Raw genomic sequence first — 18842 nt, 5'->3', positions numbered from 1 at the left:
CGGGTGAAGCAGTGGGCACACGTGTCCGCTGTCGTCTCCACCGGTAACCTCACACCCATGGCCTCACGTCCCTCCGCAGCCAAGAAGCCGCCCGCGAAGAAGGCGGCCGCTTCCGCGAAGGCCCCGGCGAAGAAGGCCGCTGCCAAGAAAGCCCCCGCGAAGAAGGCGCCGGCCAAGAAGGCCGCGGCGAAGAAAGCCGCGCCCCCGCCCAAGCCGGCACCCAACCCCACCGGGGGCATCTACCGGCTCGTGCGCGCCGTCTGGCTCGGGCTGGCGCACGCGGTCGGCGCGGTGTTCCGCGGCATAGGGCAGGGCGCGAAGAACCTCGACCCCGCCCATCGCAAGGACGGCATCGCGCTGTTGCTCCTGGGGCTGGCGCTGATCGGCGCCGCCGGCACCTGGTCCAACCTGCGCGGCCCCGTCGGCGACCTCGTCGAGATCATCGTGACCGGTGCCTTCGGCCGGCTCGACCTGCTCGTGCCGATACTGCTCGCGGTCATCGGCGTACGGTTCATCCGGCACCCCGAGAAGCCCGAGGCCAACGGTCGTATCGTCATCGGCCTGTCCGCGCTCGTCATCGGCGTGCTCGGCCAGGTCCACATCGCCGTCGGCTCGCCGGCCCGCAGCGACGGCATGCAGGCCATAAGGGACGCGGGCGGCCTCATCGGCTGGGGCGCGGCGACCCCGCTGACGTACACCATGGGCGAGGTCCTCGCCGTACCGCTGCTCGTGCTGCTCACGATCTTCGGGCTGCTCGTCGTCACGGCCACGCCGGTCAACGCCATCCCGCAGCGGCTGCGGCTGCTCGGCATCAAGCTCGGCATCCTGCCCGACCCGGACGAGGACGACGACGAGGTCACCGAGGACGACCAGCGCTACGACGACCAGTGGCGCGAGGCGCTGCCCGCCGCGCGCGGCCGTAAGCGCCGCCCGGCCCCCGAGGCGTACGACCCCGACAGCGCCGAGCAGGAGGCCCTCTCGCGGCGTCGCGGCCGTCCGAGGCGCTCCGCGGTGCCGCAGCCCGAGATGAACCGTCCCATGGACGCTGTGGACGTCGCCGCGGCCGCCGCTGCCGCGCTCGACGGAGCCGTGCTGCACGGGATGCCGCCCTCGCCGATCGTCGCCGACCTCACCCAGGGCGTCAGCGTGGGCGACCGCGCGGAGACCACGCCGGTGCCGACGCCCGTCCCGGCCGCGCGGCCCAAGCAGGAGAAGCTCCCCAAGAGCGAGGTCCCGGACCTGACCAAGGCCGAGGTGCCGGACCTCACCAAGTCCGCGCCCGACGAGGTACGCGACCTGCCTCCGCGCGCCGAACAGCTCCAGCTGTCCGGCGACATCACCTACTCGCTCCCGTCGCTCGATCTCCTGGAGCGCGGCGGTCCCGGCAAGTCGCGCAGCGCCGCCAACGACGCCGTCGTCGAGTCCCTCACGACCGTCTTCACCGAGTTCAAGGTCGACGCCAGGGTCACCGGCTTCACGCGCGGGCCGACGGTCACGCGCTACGAGGTGGAGCTCGGGCCCGCGGTGAAGGTCGAGCGGATCACCGCGCTGACGAAGAACATCGCGTACGCGGTCGCCAGCCCGGACGTGCGGATCATCAGCCCGATCCCCGGCAAGTCGGCGGTCGGCATCGAGATCCCCAACACCGACCGGGAGATGGTCAACCTCGGAGACGTGCTGCGCCTCGCGGCCGCCGCCGAGGACGACCACCCGATGCTGGTCGCGCTCGGCAAGGACGTCGAGGGCGGATACGTGATGGCCAACATCGCGAAGATGCCGCATGTGCTGGTTGCCGGTGCGACCGGTTCCGGTAAGTCGTCGTGCATTAACTGCTTGATCACTTCCGTGATGATGCGGGCGACCCCGGAGGACGTTCGTATGGTCCTCGTCGACCCCAAGCGCGTCGAGCTGACCGCCTACGAAGGCATCCCGCACTTGATCACCCCGATCATCACCAACCCGAAACGGGCCGCCGAGGCGCTCCAGTGGGTCGTACGGGAGATGGATCTTCGGTACGACGACCTGGCGGCGTACGGATACCGGCACATCGACGACTTCAACGAAGCCGTCCGCAACGGCAAGGTGAAGGCGCCGGAGGGCAGTGAGCGTGAGCTCCAGCCGTACCCGTACCTGCTGGTGATCGTCGACGAGCTCGCCGACCTGATGATGGTCGCGCCGCGCGACGTCGAGGACGCGATCGTGCGCATCACGCAGCTCGCGCGCGCGGCCGGCATCCACCTGGTGCTCGCCACGCAGCGACCGTCGGTCGACGTCGTCACCGGTCTGATCAAGGCGAACGTCCCCTCAAGGCTCGCGTTCGCCACCTCGTCGCTCGCGGACTCGCGGGTCATCCTCGACCAGCCGGGCGCCGAGAAGCTGATCGGCAAGGGCGACGGGCTGTTCCTGCCGATGGGCGCCAACAAGCCCACGCGTATGCAGGGCGCCTTCGTGACCGAGGAGGAGGTCGCGGCCGTCGTCCAGCACTGCAAGGACCAGATGGCACCCGTCTTCCGGGACGACGTCACCGTGGGCACCAAGCAGAAGAAGGAGATCGACGAGGAGATCGGCGACGACCTCGATCTGCTGTGCCAGGCGGCCGAGCTGGTGGTCTCCACGCAGTTCGGGTCGACGTCCATGCTCCAGCGCAAGCTGCGGGTCGGGTTCGCCAAGGCAGGGCGGCTGATGGACCTCATGGAGTCGCGGGGCGTCGTCGGACCGAGCGAGGGCTCCAAAGCTCGTGACGTTCTTGTGAAACCTGATGAGCTGGACGGCGTGCTCGCCGTGATCCGCGGGGAGGCTTAAAGGGAGTCCGGGGCGGAAACGGACGCAGTGATCGCCTTGCGGACGGGTGGGTGACGGGTCGATGTCCGATCGTGACTCACCCGTAAGGGATCATTGAGCAACCGTTCCCCTTCGGCGTACGTCAAGTTGAGGGAAGCGCGAGAATCTCGTACTCCGTCGTCGGCGTGTCCGGCCATTCCGATGGCGTACAAAGTCATACCGCCCGGTTGCCCCACCCTTTCGTACCCCCCCTAGACTGAACCTCCAGCACAGGTGGCTTAAACGCTCGAAAGGCGCCCCCGTGTCCATCGGCAACTCCCCTGAAGACGAGCGTCCGTTCGAAGACGTGTCCGACGAATCCCGTCCCTCGATCGGCCGTGCCCTCCAGCAGGCGCGCGTCGACGCGGGGCTGACCGTCGACGACGTCAGTAACGCCACCCGGGTCCGCATCGCCATCGTGCATGCAATCGAGGACGACAACTTCGCCCCCTGCGGCGGCGACGTGTACGCCCGTGGCCACATCCGGACCCTGGCCAAAGCCGTCCACCTCGACCCCGCCCCACTGCTCGCCCAGTACGACGACTCGCACGGCGGACGACCGGCGCCGACGCCGGCGGCCCCCCTGTTCGAGGCGGAGCGGATCCGCCCCGAGCGGCGCGGGCCCAACTGGACGGCGGCCATGGTCGCCGCGATCGTCGCCGTGATCGGGTTCGTCGGGTTCACCGCGTTCAAGGGCGAGGGCGAGGGCGGCAGGACGGCGGTCGCCGAGGGCGGCTCGACGCCGACCGCCGACAAGACCACGCCCACCCCGAAGACCGACAAGCCCAAGGACCCCAAGCCCTCGGACAGCGCCATCGCCGCCGTCCCGCAGGACAAGGTGACCGTCCAGGTCAGCGCCGCCGACGGCAGGAGCTGGATCTCGGCCAAGGACCACAACGGCAAGCTGCTCTTCGACGGCCTCCTCAAGCAGGGCGACACCAAGACCTTCCAGGACAGCGAGAAGGTCAACCTCGTCCTCGGTGACGCGGGTGCGATCGACCTGTACGTCAATGGCAAGAAGATCGAGGACGACTGGCAGCCGGGCGCCGTGGAGCGCCTGACCTACACGAAGGGCGACCCGCAGGCCGGATAAGTCAGGCCGAAGGGTCGAGCTGTGGACGGGGTTGGCCAAGATCGGCCAACCCCGTCGACGTGGGCTGTCAGTGAGACAAAGTAGTCTTGAGCCCATGCCTGAACGCCGTACCGTCGCACTCGTCACTCTTGGCTGCGCCCGCAACGAGGTGGACTCGGAGGAGCTCGCAGGCCGTTTGGAGGCGGACGGCTGGGATCTCGTGGAGGACGCCGAGGACGCGGACGTCGCCGTCGTCAACACCTGTGGCTTCGTCGACGCCGCCAAGAAGGACTCCGTCGACGCCCTCCTGGAGGCCAACGACCTCAAGGGTCATGGAAGAACCCAGGCCGTCGTGGCGGTGGGCTGCATGGCCGAGCGGTACGGCAAGGAGCTGGCCGAGGCCCTTCCCGAGGCCGACGGCGTACTCGGCTTCGACGACTACGCGAACATCTCGGACCGCCTCCAGACCATCCTGAACGGCGGCATCCACGCTTCCCACACCCCGCGCGACCGCCGCAAGCTGCTGCCGATCAGCCCGGCCGAGCGACAGGAGTCCGCGGCCGAGGTCGCGCTGCCCGGGCACGCGCCCGTGGATCTTCCGGAAGGGCTCGCTCCGGCCTCCGGGCCCCGTGCGCCCCTGCGCCGCCGCCTCGACGGCGCCCCGGTCGCCTCGGTGAAGCTCGCCTCCGGCTGCGACCGGCGCTGCTCCTTCTGCGCCATCCCGTCCTTCCGCGGCTCCTTCATCTCGCGCCGCCCGAGCGACGTGCTGAACGAGACGCGGTGGCTCGCCGAGCAGGGCGTCAAGGAGATCATGCTGGTCTCCGAGAACAACACGTCGTACGGCAAGGACCTGGGCGACATCCGGCTGCTGGAGTCGCTGCTGCCCGAGCTCGCCGAGGTCGACGGTCTGGAGCGGGTGCGCGTCAGCTACCTCCAGCCGGCCGAGATGCGGCCCGGCCTCATCGACGTGCTGACCTCCACGCCGAAGATCGCCCCGTACTTCGACCTGTCCTTCCAGCACTCCGCGCCCGACGTGCTGCGCGCGATGCGCCGCTTCGGTGACACCGACCGCTTCCTGGAGCTGCTCGACACCATCCGTGGCAAGGCCCCCCAGGCCGGCGTGCGCTCCAACTTCATCGTGGGCTTCCCCGGCGAGACCGAGGCCGACCTCGCCGAACTGGAGCGGTTCCTGAACGGCGCGCGCCTGGATGCCATCGGTGTCTTCGGGTACTCCGACGAGGACGGCACGGAGGCCGCGACATACGACGACAAGCTCGACGAGGACGTCGTCGCCGAACGGCTGGCGCGCGTCTCCCGGCTGGCCGAGGAACTCGTCTCGCAGCGGGCCGAGGAGCGCGTCGGGGAGACCGTGCACGTGCTCGTCGAGTCCGTGGACTCGGCCGAGGGCGTGTACGGCCGTGGAGCGCACCAGGCGCCGGAGACGGACGGCCAGGTGCTGCTCACGAGCGGCGAGGGGCTGAGCATCGGTCGTATGGTCGAGGCGAAGGTGGTCGGCACCGAGGGTGTCGACCTGGTGGCCGAGCCGCTTCAGGGCATGCTCGCGTGTAGTGAGGAGGCGGGCAGATGACCGGAGTTCCGGCGTCCGCCGCGGGTGGCTCCTCCCCGGCGGGTGCGGCAGGCAAGGCGAGCGCGGTGGGTTCGTCCAAGGCCCACGGGCCGAAGACGGGCGGCGCCGAACCGGGTGGCGCGGGCGGTGCCAAGGCCGCGCGCGGCGGGAAGGTCGTGGCCGCGGCCGTCAACCAGGCCAGCGTCTGGAACATCGCGAACCTCCTGACCATGCTCCGGCTGGTCCTGGTACCGGCTTTCGTCGCGCTGATGCTGGCCGACGGGGGATACGACCCGGCCTGGCGCTCCCTGGCCTGGGCGGCCTTCGCCATCGCCATGATCACCGACCTGTTCGACGGCCACCTGGCACGGACGTACGACCTCGTCACCGACTTCGGGAAGATCGCCGACCCCATCGCCGACAAGGCGATCATGGGGGCGGCGCTGATCTGTCTGTCGGCCCTCGGTGATCTGCCGTGGTGGGTGACGGGCGTGATCCTCGGCCGGGAACTCGGCATCACGCTGCTGCGTTTCATCGTCATCCGGTACGGCGTGATCCCGGCGAGCCGGGGCGGCAAGCTCAAGACGCTCACCCAGGGCGTGGCCGTCGGGATGTACATCCTGGCGCTGACGGGGTGGCTGGCCAGCCTGCGGTGGTGGGTGATGGCCGCCGCGGTCGTCCTGACCGTGGTGACCGGGCTCGACTATGTGAGACAAGCCATTGTGCTGCGCAGGCAGGGAATTGCCGAGCGCGAGGCCGCGTTGGAGGAGACGGAAGCGTGAGTTCCCCGGCCGCCGACGTGGTGCGACTACTCGCAGTGAAGGGCGAGACGGTCGCTGTCGCCGAGTCACTGACCGGCGGACTGGTTGCGGCGGAAATCACAGCCGCACCTGGGGCCTCCAAGGCCTTCCGGGGCTCGGTGACCGCCTACGCCACCGAGCTGAAGCATGAGCTGCTCGGCGTGGACGCCACCCTGCTGGAGCAGCACGGAGCGGTGAACCCGCAGGTCGCGGCCCAGATGGCGGTCGGCGTACGGAAGGCGCTGGGCACCGATTGGGGCATCGCCACGACCGGTGTGGCGGGCCCCGAGGAGCAGGACGGACAGCCCGTGGGCACCGTCTTCGTGGCCGTGGCCGGACCCGTCGACCGGGGTTCCGGTTCCGCCGGTGGCGGAAAAGTGGAGGCCCTGCGGTTGAACGGCGACCGTGCGGAAATTCGTATGGAGAGTGTACGGAGCGTACTCGCACTGCTCCTGACGGAGCTTGCGAGCGAACACAGTGGGAATGAGCGGACACAGGATACGGAACGGAACGGGGGGTTTTGATGTTTGCAGCCCTGAGTGAACACGACATCGCTCCCCGCACGGCCGCGGCGCAAGGCGGTACGGTGGGGCGTGAAGGATGCGGCTACGCGGTCCGAGGAGGGAGCCACCGATGATTCTGCTCCGTCGCCTGCTGGGTGACGTGCTGCGTCGGCAGCGCCAGCGCCAGGGCCGTACTCTGCGCGAAGTCTCCTCGTCCGCCCGAGTCTCACTCGGCTATCTCTCCGAGGTGGAGCGGGGGCAGAAGGAGGCTTCCTCCGAGCTGCTCGCCGCGATCTGCGACGCGCTGGACGTACGGATGTCCGAGCTCATGCGGGAAGTGAGCGACGAGCTCGCCCTCGCCGAGCTGGCCCAGTCTGCTGCGGCCACACCCAGCGAGCCTGTACCGGCGTCGGTCCGTCCGATGCTGGGTTCCGTGTCGGTGACCGGTGTGCCACCGGAACGGGTGACCATCAAGGCGCCTGCCGAGGCGGTGGACGTCGTCGCCGCCTGACGGTGACAAGGTCGCGCGTGGGCTGACCACGTGCCGAGATGTTGTGTGAGGCCCCGGCCGGGCCTTCTCCAGGGAGATCTGGGGAAGTGCGGTCGGGGTTTCGTGCTGTAGAGACCCCTCGCGTCCGTGGCCGTGGCTGTGGTCTGCCCGGTCCGTTTGCCGGTGTCTGGCCCGGCGGTCATGGTGGAGGGGTGTGACGGCGCCTGACGCGCTGTGACGACGTTGGCCCGCGCTGCATCCGTGTGCTGTTGGTGCGCCCTCCCGGCGGGTGAACGGGCGGCCTAGCCTCGGGCTGGAGGTGAGCGGATGGCACGGCCGATAGCGCGCTGGGGGGTGGCCCTGGGGCTGGGCGGGCTGTGGTGGTGGGCCGTGCTGAGGCTCGCGCTGGCGCCTGGCGCGGGGGCGCTGGAGGCGGCCGTCGCCGCGGGAGGGTGGGGGTTGAGCCTGTTGCCGGTGCACTGCGTGCCCAAGGCGCGGGCCGCGGGAGCCGTCGACTCAGGGCGATGGGCTCAGGCCTGGCAGGCGGGGCGGGAGGGGCGGGCTACCACGGCATCGCCACACCGCCGTTCGGACGCAGGATCTGCCCCGTGGTGAACGCCGCGGCGTCGGACGCCAGGTGAAGCACCGCGTGCGCGATGTCCTCCGGTTCGCCGACCCGGCCCAGGGGTGACATCCGGGCCATGAACGCCTCGGTCCGCTGCTGCGCCGCGGAGTCGTGGCGGTCGGTCATGGGGGTGCGTATCCAGCCCGGGGCGACCGCGTTGACGCGGATGCCGTGCGGGCCCATCTCCGTCGCCAGTGTCTTGGTCAGCTGCACGACGGCCGCCTTGGCCGCGCTGTAGCAGAGCAGCCCGGGGCCGCCGGTGTCCACGGCTCCCGAGGCCATGGTGACGATGCTGCCGCCGATGCGCTGGGCGAGCATCGCGCGGCCCGCCTCCTGGCAGGCGTACAGCACTCCCTTGAAGTTGACGCCCAGCACTCGGTCGAGGTCGTCGTCGCGGGTCTCCAGGACCGTGCTGCTGTGCATGATCCCGGCGACCGCGGCCATCACGTCGAGTCGCTCGCAGGAGGCGACGGCCCGGTGGAGCTGCTCGCGGTCGGTGACGTCGAGGTGATGGGTGTGGGCGGTGCCGCCGCTGGCCTTGATCAGGGTCGCTGTCTCGTGCAGGCCCTGTGCGTCGCGGTCGGCGCAGTGCACGACGGCGCCGGCCTCGGCGAGCAGCACGGCCGAGGCGCGGCCGATGCCGCCGGCGGCGCCGGTGACGAATGCGGTGCGTCCGGTGAGGTCGTACGCCTTGACGGCCATGTAGGGACGGTACGAGGGTTTCTGACGGGCCGTCAATTAGTCGTGCGGCGTGAAGCGCTGGGCCGGGTCTCTCGGGCGGTGTGAGGAGCCGAGTGCCGGGTGGCCAGGCTCGGGGCCGGGCCGGCCTGGCAGTTCGGGCACCAGTAGGTGGGGCGTTCGCGGGAGCCGTCGCCCTGGTTCGCCAAGCGGATCGGGGTGGTGCAGCGCAGGCAGGGGCGGTTCGCCCGGCCGTACACGAAGAGATCCTGGCCGTGGCGGCCCGTCGTACTGCGGATCGGGCGGTCACGGTTGGCTTCCAGGAGCTTTTTGGCAAGCACGGGTAGTTGGGTGGTGTGCTCGGCGGGGAGTGCGCCGATGGGGAGCCATGGGGTGGCGCGGAGCAGGAAGCAGAGCTCGCTCTTGTAGACATTGCCGATGCCGGCGAGGTTGCGCTGGTCCAGGAGGGCCTCGCCGAGGGCGCGGGCGGGGTCCGCGAGGAGGTTGGCGAGAGCGCGGTCGGGGGACCAGTCCGGGCCCAGCAGGTCGGGGCCCAGGTGGCCGACGGCACGGTCTTCCTCGGTGGTGCGCAGGAGGTCGAGGACAGGCAGGCGGTAACCGACGGCCGTGCGGGCCGGTCGGGCGTCGGCGGCGGCGAGGACCACCCGGATCTGGTGGGCGGGGCCGCCCGTCCAGCGCTGCTGGGCGGCGTAGACCTTCCAGGAGCCCTCCATCCCCAGGTGGGTGTGGACCGTCAGGCCGCCTTCGACACGGGTGAGCAGGTGCTTTCCGCGCGGGGTGACCTCCAGGACGGTGCGGCCGGTGAGGTCGACGGTGGCGTACTTCGGCACCCGGAAGTCGCTGAGGGTCAGCACCTCTCCCGCGAGGGCGGTGTGCAGCCGTTTCGCGGTTTGCCAGACCGTGTCTCCTTCGGGCATGGGTCAAGGGTGGCACGGGACTGGAGACGTGTGCGGGGTCGTTCGGCGCTGGGGCGGAGTCGGACGAGGGTAGGCGCGAGGGCGGGCCCTGGAGGGGCGGGTCAGGCGCGTAGGCGCAGGCCTCGGGGGGTCGCGATGAAGCCCGCTGCTTCCAGGAGGGTGCCTATGGGAGACGTCAGCGCCGCGGCGCCGTTCACCCGCTCCACGGTGACCGTGCCCAGGGAGCCGGCGCGGGCCGCCGCCGCGAGGGCCTCCGCGGCGGTGTGCAGGCGGGGGTCGTCGGTGGGCTCGGTGGCCAGGGCGGAGGGCCAGGCCAGCAGGGTCTTGCCGCCGCGTTCCATGTAGAGAGTCAGCTCGCCGTCGACGAGGACCACGAGGGAGCCCGCCTTGCGGCCCGGCTTGTGTCCGGCGCCGGTGGGAGGTTCGGGCCAGGCCAGGGCGGCGCCGTACGCGTTCGCCGGGTCGGCGGCGGCGAGTACGACGGCTCGGGTGTCGGCGGTGGGACGGGGGCGGCGGGAGGCGGGGCCGTAGGGGGTGCCGCCGTTGTGCCAGGCGGTGCCTTGTGGAGTGCGTGGGTCGCCTCTCGGGGCGCGGTCGCGGGGCGAGACGTAGTCGCCGGGGCCGAGGTGGGCGTCCAGGAAGTCGTGGTCGAGGTCAGGGATGTCGTAGGTGGGGGCGCCGTCGGGGTGGTCGTATGCGGGGGTGAGGGGCTGATCGGAGTCCCGGGCGGGGGATCCGTGGGAGGAGCCGAAGCCACTGGAGCCGCCGAAACCGTCAGGGTTGTTGTACGGGGCAGGTGCGCCGAAGGGGTCTGGGGCGTCGGTGGTGTCGCGGGCGGCAGGGCCGGGGAGGTCCTCGCCCCGGTCGCTGGCGTTGGCCACCGCGCGCAGGCGGTCCACCGCGCCGTCCATGGCGAACTGTGCGGCGCCGAGTCCCTCGACCACGTAACCGCGTCGTGCCTGGCCGCTCTCCTCGAAGGCGGACAGGATGCGGTACGTCGCCGAGAAGCCGCCCTCGACGCCCTCCGCGGCGACCGCGCCCCGGGTCACCACGCCGTGTCGGTCGAGGAGGGTGCGGGCCAGGGCGTGGGCCCGCACGGTGGGGTCCGGCTCATGGGCCGGGAGCAGGGACCAGCGTCCGGCGACGGTGGGTGGGCCGGACCGGGAGGCGGGGCGGGCGGCGGCCGTGAGGGAGCCGTAGCGTCCGCGCGGGACCGTGCGCTTGGCGCGGTGGGCGGTGGAACCCGCCGTGCGGCCGGAGCCCAGCAGGGAGCGCATGGGGGCGAGCGTGTCGTTCGTCAGACGGCCCGACCAGGCCAGCTCCCAGAGAGCGTCGGCGAGTTGGGGGTCGGTGACGTCGGGGTGGGTGGTGGCGCGGATCTGGTCGGCGATCTGACGGAAGAACAGGCCGTAGCCGCCGGACAGGGCGTCCAGGACGGACTGGTGCAGTGCCGTCAGCTCCAGGGGGTGGGGCTGAGGCAGCAGCAGGGGGGCCGCGTCCGCCATGTAGAGGGAGACCCAGCCGTCCTTGCCTGGGAGCGAGCCGGCTCCGGCCCAGACGACCTCGCCGGCGGAGGTGAGTTCGTCGAGCATCGCGGGGGCGTAGTTCGCGACGCGGGACGGCAGGACGAGCTTCTCCAGGGCGGATGCCGGTACGGACGCGCCCTGCAACTGCTCGATCGCGCGGACCAGTCCGTCGATGCCGCGCAGTCCGTGGCCCTTGCCGATGTGCTGCCACTGCGGCAGGAACTGGGCGAGTGCGGCCGGCGGCACGGGTTCCAGTTCATGACGCAGGGCGGCGAGGGAGCGACGGCGGAGGCGGCGCAGGACGGCTGCGTCACACCACTCCTGGCCGATGCCGGCAGGATGGAACTCGCCCTGCACGACGCGGCCGCTCGCCGCCAGTCGCTGGAGCGCGCCGTCCGTGATCGCCACGCCCAGGCCGAAGCGGCCCGCCGCGGTGGCCGAGGTGAACGGGCCGTGGGTGCGGGCATAGCGGGCGAGGAGGTCGCCGAGCGGGTCCTTGACCGGTTCGGTGAAGGCCTCGGGGACGCCGACGGGCAGGGCTGTGCCGAGGGCGTCGCGGAGGCGGCCCGCGTCCTCGATCGCCGCCCAGTGGTCGGTGCCGGCGATACGGACCTTGATGGCGCGGCGGGCGGCGGCCAGCTCCTGGGCCCAGTGGGGTTCGGCGCCGCGTTCGGCCAGTTCGGCGTCGGTGAGCGGGCCGAGGAGGCGCAGAATGTCCGCGACGCCTTCGTGATCCTTGACGCGGCGGTCCTCGGTGAGCCACTGGAGTTCCCGCTCCAGCTCGGTCAGGACCTCGGCGTCGAGCAGCTCGCGCAGCTCCGCCTGGCCCAGCAGTTCGGCCAGCAACCGTGAGTCCAGCGAGAGGGCCGCTGCGCGGCGCTCGGCGAGCGGGGAGTCTCCCTCGTACAGGAACTGGGCGACGTAACCGAAGAGCAGGGAGCGGGCGAAGGGGGACGGCTCGGGGGTGGTGACCTCGACCAGGCGTACCTTGCGGGACTCGAGGTCGCCCATCAGCTCGACGAGTCCCGGTACGTCGAAGACGTCCTGGAGGCACTCGCGGACCGCCTCCAGGACGATCGGGAACGAGCCGAACTCGCTCGCCACCTGGAGCAGTTGTGCGGCGCGCTGCCGCTGCTGCCACAGCGGGGTGCGCTTGCCGGGATTGCGGCGAGGCAGCAGCAGGGCGCGGGCGGCGCACTCGCGGAACCGGGACGCGAACAGGGCCGAGCCGCCGACCTGGTCGGTGACGAGCTGGTCGACGTCGCCCTTGTCGAAGACGACGTCGGCCGCGCCGACGGGCGCCTGATCGGCGTCGTACTCCAGGCCGGCCTTGGTCGGTTCCTGGTCCAGGAGGTCCAGGCCCATGAGGTCGGCGTCGGGCAGGCGCAGGACGATGCCGTCGTCGGCGTGCATGACCTGCGCGTCCATGCCGTACCGCTCGGACAGCTTCGCGCCGAGGGCGAGCGCCCAGGGAGCGTGGACCTGGGCGCCGAAGGGGGAGTGCACCACGACGCGCCAGTCGCCGAGCTCGTCGCGGAAGCGCTCGACGACGATCGTGCGGTCGTCGGGGACGTGCCCGCAGGCCTCGCGCTGTTCGTCCAGGTACGACAGCACGTTGTCGGCAGCCCAGGCGTCCAGGCCGGCCGTGAGGAGGCGGAGGCGGGCGTCGTCCTTGGGCAGCGAGCCGACCTCGCGCAGGAACGCGCCGACCGCGCGGCCCAGTTCGAGCGGGCGACCGAGCTGGTCGCCCTTCCAGAACGGGAGGCGGCCCGGGACGCCCGGGGCTGGGGAGACCAGGACACGGTCGCGGGTGATGTCCTCGATGCGCCAGGAACTGGTGCCGAGCGTGAAGACGTCCCCGACGCGGGACTCGTAGACCATCTCCTCGTCGAGTTCGCCGACCCGGCCGCCACCCTTCTTGGGGTCGGATCCGGCGAGGAAGACACCGAAGAGGCCGCGGTCGGGGATGGTGCCACCGGAGGTGACGGCGAGGCGCTGGGCGCCGGGACGGCCGGTGATCGTGCCGGCGACCCGGTCCCACACCACGCGCGGGCGAAGCTCGGCGAAGGCGTCGGAGGGGTAGCGGCCGGCCAGCATGTCGAGGACCGCGGTGAACGCGGACTCGGGGAGGGACGCGAAGGGGGCGGCTCGGCGGACGGTGGCCAGGAGGTCGTCGAACTGCCAGGTGTCCATCGACGTCATGGCGACGATCTGCTGGGCCAGGACGTCCAGGGGGTTGGCCGGGACCTTGAGGGACTCGATGGACCCGGTGCGCATCCGTTCGGTGACCACGGCTGCCTGGACGAGGTCGCCGCGGTACTTCGGGAAGACGACGCCGGTGGAGACGGCGCCGACCTGGTGGCCCGCGCGGCCGACGCGCTGGAGCCCGGACGCGACGGACGGCGGTGATTCGACCTGGACGACCAGGTCGACCGCGCCCATGTCGATGCCCAGCTCGAGGCTGGACGTGGCGACGACTGCGGGGAGGCGGCCCGCCTTGAGGTCCTCCTCGACCAGTGCGCGCTGTTCCTTGGAGACCGAGCCGTGGTGGGCGCGGGCGATGACGGGGGGTGCGCCCTGGGCCGCGCCCGAGCCGCCCATGAGCTCGGCCGGGGCGTGGTGCTCGTCCAGGGGTTCGCCCGTGGCGCGCTCGTAGGCGATCTCGTTGAGGCGGTTGCAGAGGCGCTCCGCGAGGCGGCGGGAGTTGGCGAAGACGATGGTGGAGCGGTGGGACTGCACCAGGTCGGTGATGCGCTCCTCGACGTGGGGCCAGATCGAGGGGCGCTCCGCGCCTGCGCCTTCGCTGCTGTCGGCGACCGGGGAGCCGCCGAGCTCGCCCAGGTCTTCGACGGGGACCACGACCGAGAGGTCGAACTCCTTGCCCGACTTCGGCTGGACGATCTCCACCTTGCGGTGGGGAGAGAGGTAGCGGGCGATCTCGTCGACCGGGCGGACGGTCGCGGAGAGGCCGATGCGGCGGGCGGGCTTCGGGAGCAGTTCGTCCAGGCGCTCCAGGGTGAGCGCGAGGTGGGCGCCGCGCTTGGTGCCCGCGACCGCGTGGACCTCGTCCAGGATCACCGTCTCGATTCCGGTGAGGGCGTCGCGTGTGGCGGACGTCAGCATCAGGAAGAGGGACTCGGGGGTGGTGATCAGGATGTCCGGGGGGCGGGTCGAGAGGGCTCGGCGCTCTGCGGCGGGGGTGTCGCCCGAGCGGATGCCGACCTTCACCTCCGGTTCGGGGAGGCCCAGGCGGACGGATTCCTGGCGGATGCCGGTCAGAGGGCTGCGGAGGTTGCGCTCCACGTCGACGGCCAGGGCCTTGAGGGGGGAGACGTAGAGGACGCGGCAGCGCTTCTTGGGGTCGGCCGGTGGGGGTGTGGCCGCGAGTTGGTCCAGGGCGGCGAGGAAGGCGGCCAGGGTTTTGCCCGAGCCGGTGGGGGCTACGACCAGCACGTCCGAGCCCTCGTGGATGGCCTGCCACGCGCCTGCCTGGGCTGCGGTGGGCGCGGAGAACGCCCCCGTGAACCAGCCGCGGGTCGCGGGGGAGAAGCCGTCCAGGGCTCGGTGTCGGTTGCTGACCATGCGTCCATCCTGCACCCGGGCACTGACAATGGGGCTGAGCTGGGCGGATGTCTTCGGTTTGCGGGTTCGGGGGCGCCTGCGGTGGTTGAGCGGGGGATGCCTGCGGCGGCCTGTCCCTGTTCGGTGGGGGCTCGCGTGGCGCCGGCGGGTGGAGGGTGGGTCGGGGCCGTACGCGGCTGCGGCGGCAAGGGGGGCGGACCGGTACGCGGCTGCGGCGGCAAGGGGGCGGACCGCCTCAGGAGTCTGCTGCCGTCGCGGTGAGAATGGATGTATGGCAGGTTCAGGCGAGCGGGCGCGGCACTGGCGGTATGCCGAGTTGCCTGGGGTTGACCTGCTGCGGGCGCGGTACATACGGAAGACGTTTGTGCCGCATACCCATGAGCACTTCGTGATCGCCGCCATCGCGGACGGAGTGGAGGTCTTTCACCATCGGGGGGCCGATCAGTACGCGGGGGCCGGTGCCCTTGCGCTGGTCAATCCGGATACGGCGCATACCGGACGGGCCGGGGGTTCCGGAGGGGTGGCGGTACGGGGCCGTGTACCCCTCGCCGGAGGTGGTGGCCGAGATCGCGGCGGAGACCACGTTGATCCGGGGGACGCCGGGATTCGTGAGACCGGTGCTGGATGACCGGTACGCGGTGGGGCTGGTGCATCAGGTGTTGCGTGCCGCTGATGAGGGCAACGCGTTGGCTGCCGACACGTTGCTTCGGGTGGCTGTGACCCGGCTGCTGCGGCTGAACGGTGGGGCTCTGCCGCAGCGGGAGGTGCGGACGGCCGGGGCTCAGGTCGCCGCACGCGCGCGTGAGGTGCTGGAAGGGCGGATGGCCGAGCCGCCGAGTCTGGAGAAGCTGGCTCTTGATCTTGGCAGTAGTCCGTTCGCCTTGCTGCGGGCGTTTCGGGAGCTCTACGGGATGCCGCCGCATGCCTGGCTGACCGATGCGCGGGTGCGGGAGGCGCGGCGGCTGTTGGACGCGGGTGTCTCGCCGGCGGAGGCGGCCGCCGTGGTGGGGTTCACTGATCAGCCGCATCTGAACCGGCATTTCACCCGGATCGTCGGGGTTCCTCCGGGGGCCTATCAGCGGGAGCGCAAGAACGTACAAGACGCACGGGAGTGGCCGGTTTAGCGTCGCGGGCGTGGCAGAACAGAAAGCTCTCGAAGATCTCCATGTCGAAGGAGACAAACCGGATGGCGCCGTCGTACGGGACGCGCTGGGTGTCGGTGTGGCCGTCGGGCTGTCCGGGTTCGCGTTCGGAGTGACGTCGGCGGGCAGTGGGCTCACGCTCGTGCAGACCTGCGCGCTCAGTTTGTTGGTGTTCACGGGAGCGTCGCAGTTCGCGCTGGTCGGGGCGCTTGCGGCCGGAGGTGCTCCGTTGACCGCGGCCGCCGGTGCCTTCTTCCTGGGGGTGCGCAACGCGTTCTACGGGCTGCGGCTGTCGCAGCTGCTGAGCCTCACGCGCGCGGTGCGGCCGTTCGCCGCGCAGTGGGTGATCGACGAGACGGCCGCTGTCGCGCTGGCGCAGCCGACGCGGCGCAGTGCGCGGATCGGGTTCGTGGTGACCGGACTCAGTCTGTACGTGCTCTGGAACGTCACCACGTTGCTCGGTGGGCTCGGGGCGGAGGCCATGGGGGACACCGACGCCTGGGGGCTGGACGCGGCCGGGCCCGCCGTCTTCCTGGCGTTGCTCGCGCCGATGCTGAAGTCCGCGACCGAGCGGGCCGTCGCCGGTCTCGCCGTGGTGCTGGGGATCGGGTTGTTGCCGGTGCTGCCCGCCGGTGTGCCCGTTCTGGTGGCCGCCCTCGCGGCGCCGGCCGTGCTGTGGGTGCAGGGGCGTCACGGGGCGGACGTACGGGAGGGGGAGCGGTGAGTACCTGGATCGCGATCGGCGTCACCGCTCTCGGCTGCTATGGCGTCAAGCTCGTCGGGCTGCTGGTGCCCGCGGGTGCTCTGGAGCGGCCCCTCGTACGGCGTCTTGCCGCCCTGCTGCCCGTTGCCCTCCTCGCTGCCCTCACGGCTCAGCAGACGTTCGGGGACGGGCACGAGCTGGTGCTGGACGCGCGGGTCGCCGGAGTCGCCGCGGCTGCCGTGGCGCTCGTCCTGCGGGCGCCGTTCCTGCTTGTCGTCGCGGCTGCCGTGGTGGTGACGGCGGGGGTGCGGGCCCTGGGCGGATGAGGCTCGTCAGCCGATGTGATGGCCGTACGCGCGGAGTGTACGCAGCGCCTCGATCGTCACCATGGGGCGAGCCTCCAGGGCGGTGCCCGGCGCCCACTGCCGCCATCGGATCGGCCAGCCGCCGTCCTCCTGCTGCTCGCCGGCCAGGCGGTCGAGGGAACGGCTCATCTCGTCGTCCGTGAACCACGCGCGCGCGAAGGAGCGCGGTGTCCTCGCGTAGTGGTGCGGGAAATGGTGCTCGCCGGGGGCGTAGCCGGGGGAGACCGGGTGCGCGTCGAGGTCGTCCGGGTCGAGGGCCACAAGGCGCTGTTCGCGCACCAGGCGGCCCAGGCGGTCGGCGGCCGCCTCCGCGCGCGGGCGGTCGGGAGCGGAGTCCAGGAAGGCCACCGCTGCCTCGATCTCGTACGGATGGGACTTCTCCAGGGACTCGACCGCCTGCCAGCAGAAGTCCGTGGCCCGGAACAACCAGGCGTGCCAGACCTCGTTGCGATGCAGCAGACCGACCACCGGCCCCGTGGCCAGGAGCGAGCTGGGAGCGTCCTCCACGATCGGCATGAAGGGGGCCGCCGGGTAGCCGCGCTGGCTCGGGTGGACCGCCGGCAGGGCACCGTCCGTGGTGGAGACCGAGGTGAGATAGCGGCACACGCGGTCCACGCGCTGTCCGCCGCAGCGCTCGACGGCGTCCAGGACGTGCAGTGCGCGGCCGGTGTGCAGCGGCTGGCTGACCGGGCCGCGCAGATCCGGCTCCAGGGCGTGGCCGTACCCGCCGTCCTCGTTGCGGTACGCGTCCAGCGCGGTCTCCACCGGGTCGGCGGCGCCGTTCAGGAAGTGGTACGCGAAGAGGCGCTGCTCGAGCACGCGCGCGGTGAGCCAGACGAACTGCTCGGCGCGGAAGAGCGGGGAGCGCGCGGGGGGCGTCGGGGGGAGCGGGGAGGCTCCGGTTTCGGGCATGCGACAGACCGTAGGGCGGAAAGCGGTCTCGGCAAGCGGTCCCGGCACAGGCCCACTCTCAGGGGCGGGATACTGGACGCATGCGGTTGACGGTCTTCTGGCAGCGGAGGGGCCGCCGACCTGCGGAGATCTTCGCGAGTTAGTGCGATGACCTGCACTGTTGTGCGGAATCGAAAACCCTCCGCGTCCCGGCCCGTCCCGCGCTGAAACTCCCTGAAAACTCCCTGGATTCGTACTCGAACTCCCTGGACACCCCCTGGGGTGAGGGGGCGACCGGGGAGTTTCATGCCGTCGGCTGGGTCTGATGGTGACGACGCTCTGTGACTGTCTGTGTGCTTCACCTTCTGGTACTGGTCTATCGCCAGCTACGTGGCTGACGTGGTGCGGCGACGCCCTGACGAGCATCTCGGGGCGGCCGCGTACGACGCGACGACGACGGCGCTGAGGGGGGCAGCCAGTGCTGGCCCGCCTCTGCGGCCTTGACTTCCGCAGCGCCGACGCTGCGGTGCCGGGCGTGCGGGGAGTGCCCCTGTGGGTTTGGTCAAGGGCCAGGATCGATACTGGGCATCGGGCGTGGGGGAATCGATGACTGCGTGGGCAGAGCTCGGGTGGGGTCTGGTCTTTGGTGCCGCCATGTTGGTGGTGGCGTTCAACTATCGCGATGATGCGTGGCGGATCCACGGCTTCATGTCGAACACGGTGGGGGTCAATCGGCTCCTGACGCCGGTGATGGTCAGGTTCGTTAGTGGTGTTCTGGCCACCGCTTCGCTGGGGAGCGTCGCGTTTGGTCTGGCCTGGTCTGAGTGACTGGGGGCGTATCCGCCGATTGGTTATTTCCAGTGGCCGGCCAGGCTTCCTAGAAGGTGCCGTCGCGGAGCATCGCGAATGAGGACGTCGGCACTGCGTCGGGGAGGCGGAGCAGGGCCTGGCGATCGACTCGTCCTCGCCGTCGATTGTCCGCAGCGCGTGAAGCATCGCGCGGGCGGCATCGGCGATGGTGAACGCGTCTCTCGTGTCGGTCTTGGCCTCGTCGGCCCAGTCGCCGTCCGGCGTGGGGGTGAGCGGCGCTCCCGATGAGCACGGCACACGAATCCGGCATGCCGGCTACTCGTTCCCACG

At 71.2% G+C, this 18842-nt stretch carries 14 protein-coding genes and 1 pseudogene; 11 read left to right on the top strand and 4 right to left on the bottom strand.

The features are described 5' to 3' along the window. Positions 1-57: 57 nt before the first annotated feature. From ACFZBP_RS37195 to ACFZBP_RS37165, 7 genes are all read left to right on the top strand, one after another. A complete protein-coding gene (locus tag ACFZBP_RS37195; protein ID WP_391420100.1) occupies positions 58-2802 on the top strand; it encodes a DNA translocase FtsK in 2745 nt (914 codons plus the stop codon). Between the two features lie 280 nt (positions 2803-3082). After that, a complete protein-coding gene (locus tag ACFZBP_RS37190) occupies positions 3083-3913 on the top strand; it encodes a helix-turn-helix domain-containing protein (protein WP_383456885.1) in 831 nt (276 codons plus the stop codon). A gap of 94 nt (positions 3914-4007) precedes the next feature. Next, complete coding sequence (gene rimO / locus ACFZBP_RS37185; RefSeq protein WP_391420097.1) at positions 4008-5480, top strand: 30S ribosomal protein S12 methylthiotransferase RimO; 1473 nt, start codon at positions 4008-4010, stop codon at positions 5478-5480. Beyond that, complete coding sequence (gene pgsA / locus ACFZBP_RS37180; RefSeq protein ID WP_383456890.1) at positions 5477-6241, top strand: CDP-diacylglycerol--glycerol-3-phosphate 3-phosphatidyltransferase; 765 nt, start codon at positions 5477-5479, stop codon at positions 6239-6241. The genes rimO and pgsA overlap by 4 nt, the downstream gene beginning before the upstream one ends. Further along, positions 6238-6783, top strand: coding sequence for a nicotinamide-nucleotide amidohydrolase family protein (locus ACFZBP_RS37175; RefSeq protein ID WP_391420094.1), 546 nt, complete (start codon positions 6238-6240; stop codon positions 6781-6783). Before pgsA ends, ACFZBP_RS37175 begins: the two co-directional genes overlap by 4 nt. Positions 6784-6892: 109 nt before the next feature. Further along, complete coding sequence (locus ACFZBP_RS37170; RefSeq protein WP_383456896.1) at positions 6893-7273, top strand: helix-turn-helix domain-containing protein; 381 nt, start codon at positions 6893-6895, stop codon at positions 7271-7273. Between the two features lie 306 nt (positions 7274-7579). After that, the gene (locus ACFZBP_RS37165; RefSeq protein WP_391420090.1) at positions 7580-7867 is read left to right on the top strand and encodes a hypothetical protein; all 288 of its coding nucleotides are present in this window, start codon (positions 7580-7582) and stop codon (positions 7865-7867) included. On the opposite strand, the gene ACFZBP_RS37160 is transcribed toward ACFZBP_RS37165, so the two are convergent. From ACFZBP_RS37160 to ACFZBP_RS37150, 3 genes are all read right to left on the bottom strand, one after another. Next, complete coding sequence (locus ACFZBP_RS37160) at positions 7815-8579, bottom strand: SDR family oxidoreductase (protein ID WP_391420088.1); 765 nt, start codon at positions 8577-8579, stop codon at positions 7815-7817. The two genes, ACFZBP_RS37165 and ACFZBP_RS37160, sit on opposite strands and share 53 nt — an antisense overlap. A 32-nt stretch (positions 8580-8611) precedes the next feature. Further along, entirely contained in the window at positions 8612-9493 is an 882-nt protein-coding gene (locus ACFZBP_RS37155) for a DNA-formamidopyrimidine glycosylase family protein (RefSeq protein WP_391420086.1), read from the bottom strand. A 101-nt stretch (positions 9494-9594) separates the two neighbouring features. Continuing rightward, entirely contained in the window at positions 9595-14601 is a 5007-nt protein-coding gene (locus ACFZBP_RS37150; RefSeq protein ID WP_391420083.1) for an ATP-dependent helicase, read from the bottom strand. Positions 14602-14872: 271 nt separating this feature from the next. Here ACFZBP_RS37150 and ACFZBP_RS37145 point away from each other — a divergent pair. The 3 genes and pseudogenes from ACFZBP_RS37145 to ACFZBP_RS37135 all read left to right on the top strand — a co-directional run. Next, positions 14873-15853 (top strand): annotated as a pseudogene (locus tag ACFZBP_RS37145) (AraC family transcriptional regulator); the annotation flags it as partial. Beyond that, on the top strand, positions 15736-16467 hold the full coding sequence (locus tag ACFZBP_RS37140) for an AzlC family ABC transporter permease (protein WP_391420081.1): 732 nt from the start codon (positions 15736-15738) through the stop codon (positions 16465-16467). The pseudogene ACFZBP_RS37145 and the gene ACFZBP_RS37140, both read left to right, overlap by 118 nt. After that, entirely contained in the window at positions 16464-16772 is a 309-nt protein-coding gene (locus ACFZBP_RS37135) for an AzlD domain-containing protein (RefSeq protein ID WP_391420079.1), read from the top strand. The genes ACFZBP_RS37140 and ACFZBP_RS37135 overlap by 4 nt, the downstream gene beginning before the upstream one ends. 6 nt (positions 16773-16778) lie before the next feature. On the opposite strand, the gene ACFZBP_RS37130 is transcribed toward ACFZBP_RS37135, so the two are convergent. Next, positions 16779-17723, bottom strand: coding sequence for a hypothetical protein (locus ACFZBP_RS37130; protein WP_391420077.1), 945 nt, complete (start codon positions 17721-17723; stop codon positions 16779-16781). 531 nt (positions 17724-18254) lie between these two features. On the opposite strand from ACFZBP_RS37130, the gene ACFZBP_RS37125 reads away from it, so the two are divergent. Beyond that, entirely contained in the window at positions 18255-18530 is a 276-nt protein-coding gene (locus ACFZBP_RS37125) for a hypothetical protein (protein WP_391420075.1), read from the top strand. Positions 18531-18842: the final 312 nt, after the last annotated feature.

This window comes from Streptomyces sp. NPDC008086, from assembly GCF_042957325.1.
Classification (GTDB): domain Bacteria; phylum Actinomycetota; class Actinomycetes; order Streptomycetales; family Streptomycetaceae; genus Streptomyces.
The sequence above is the reverse complement of the archived record's forward strand: the minus strand, read 5'-3'. Positions and strand labels throughout refer to the sequence as shown.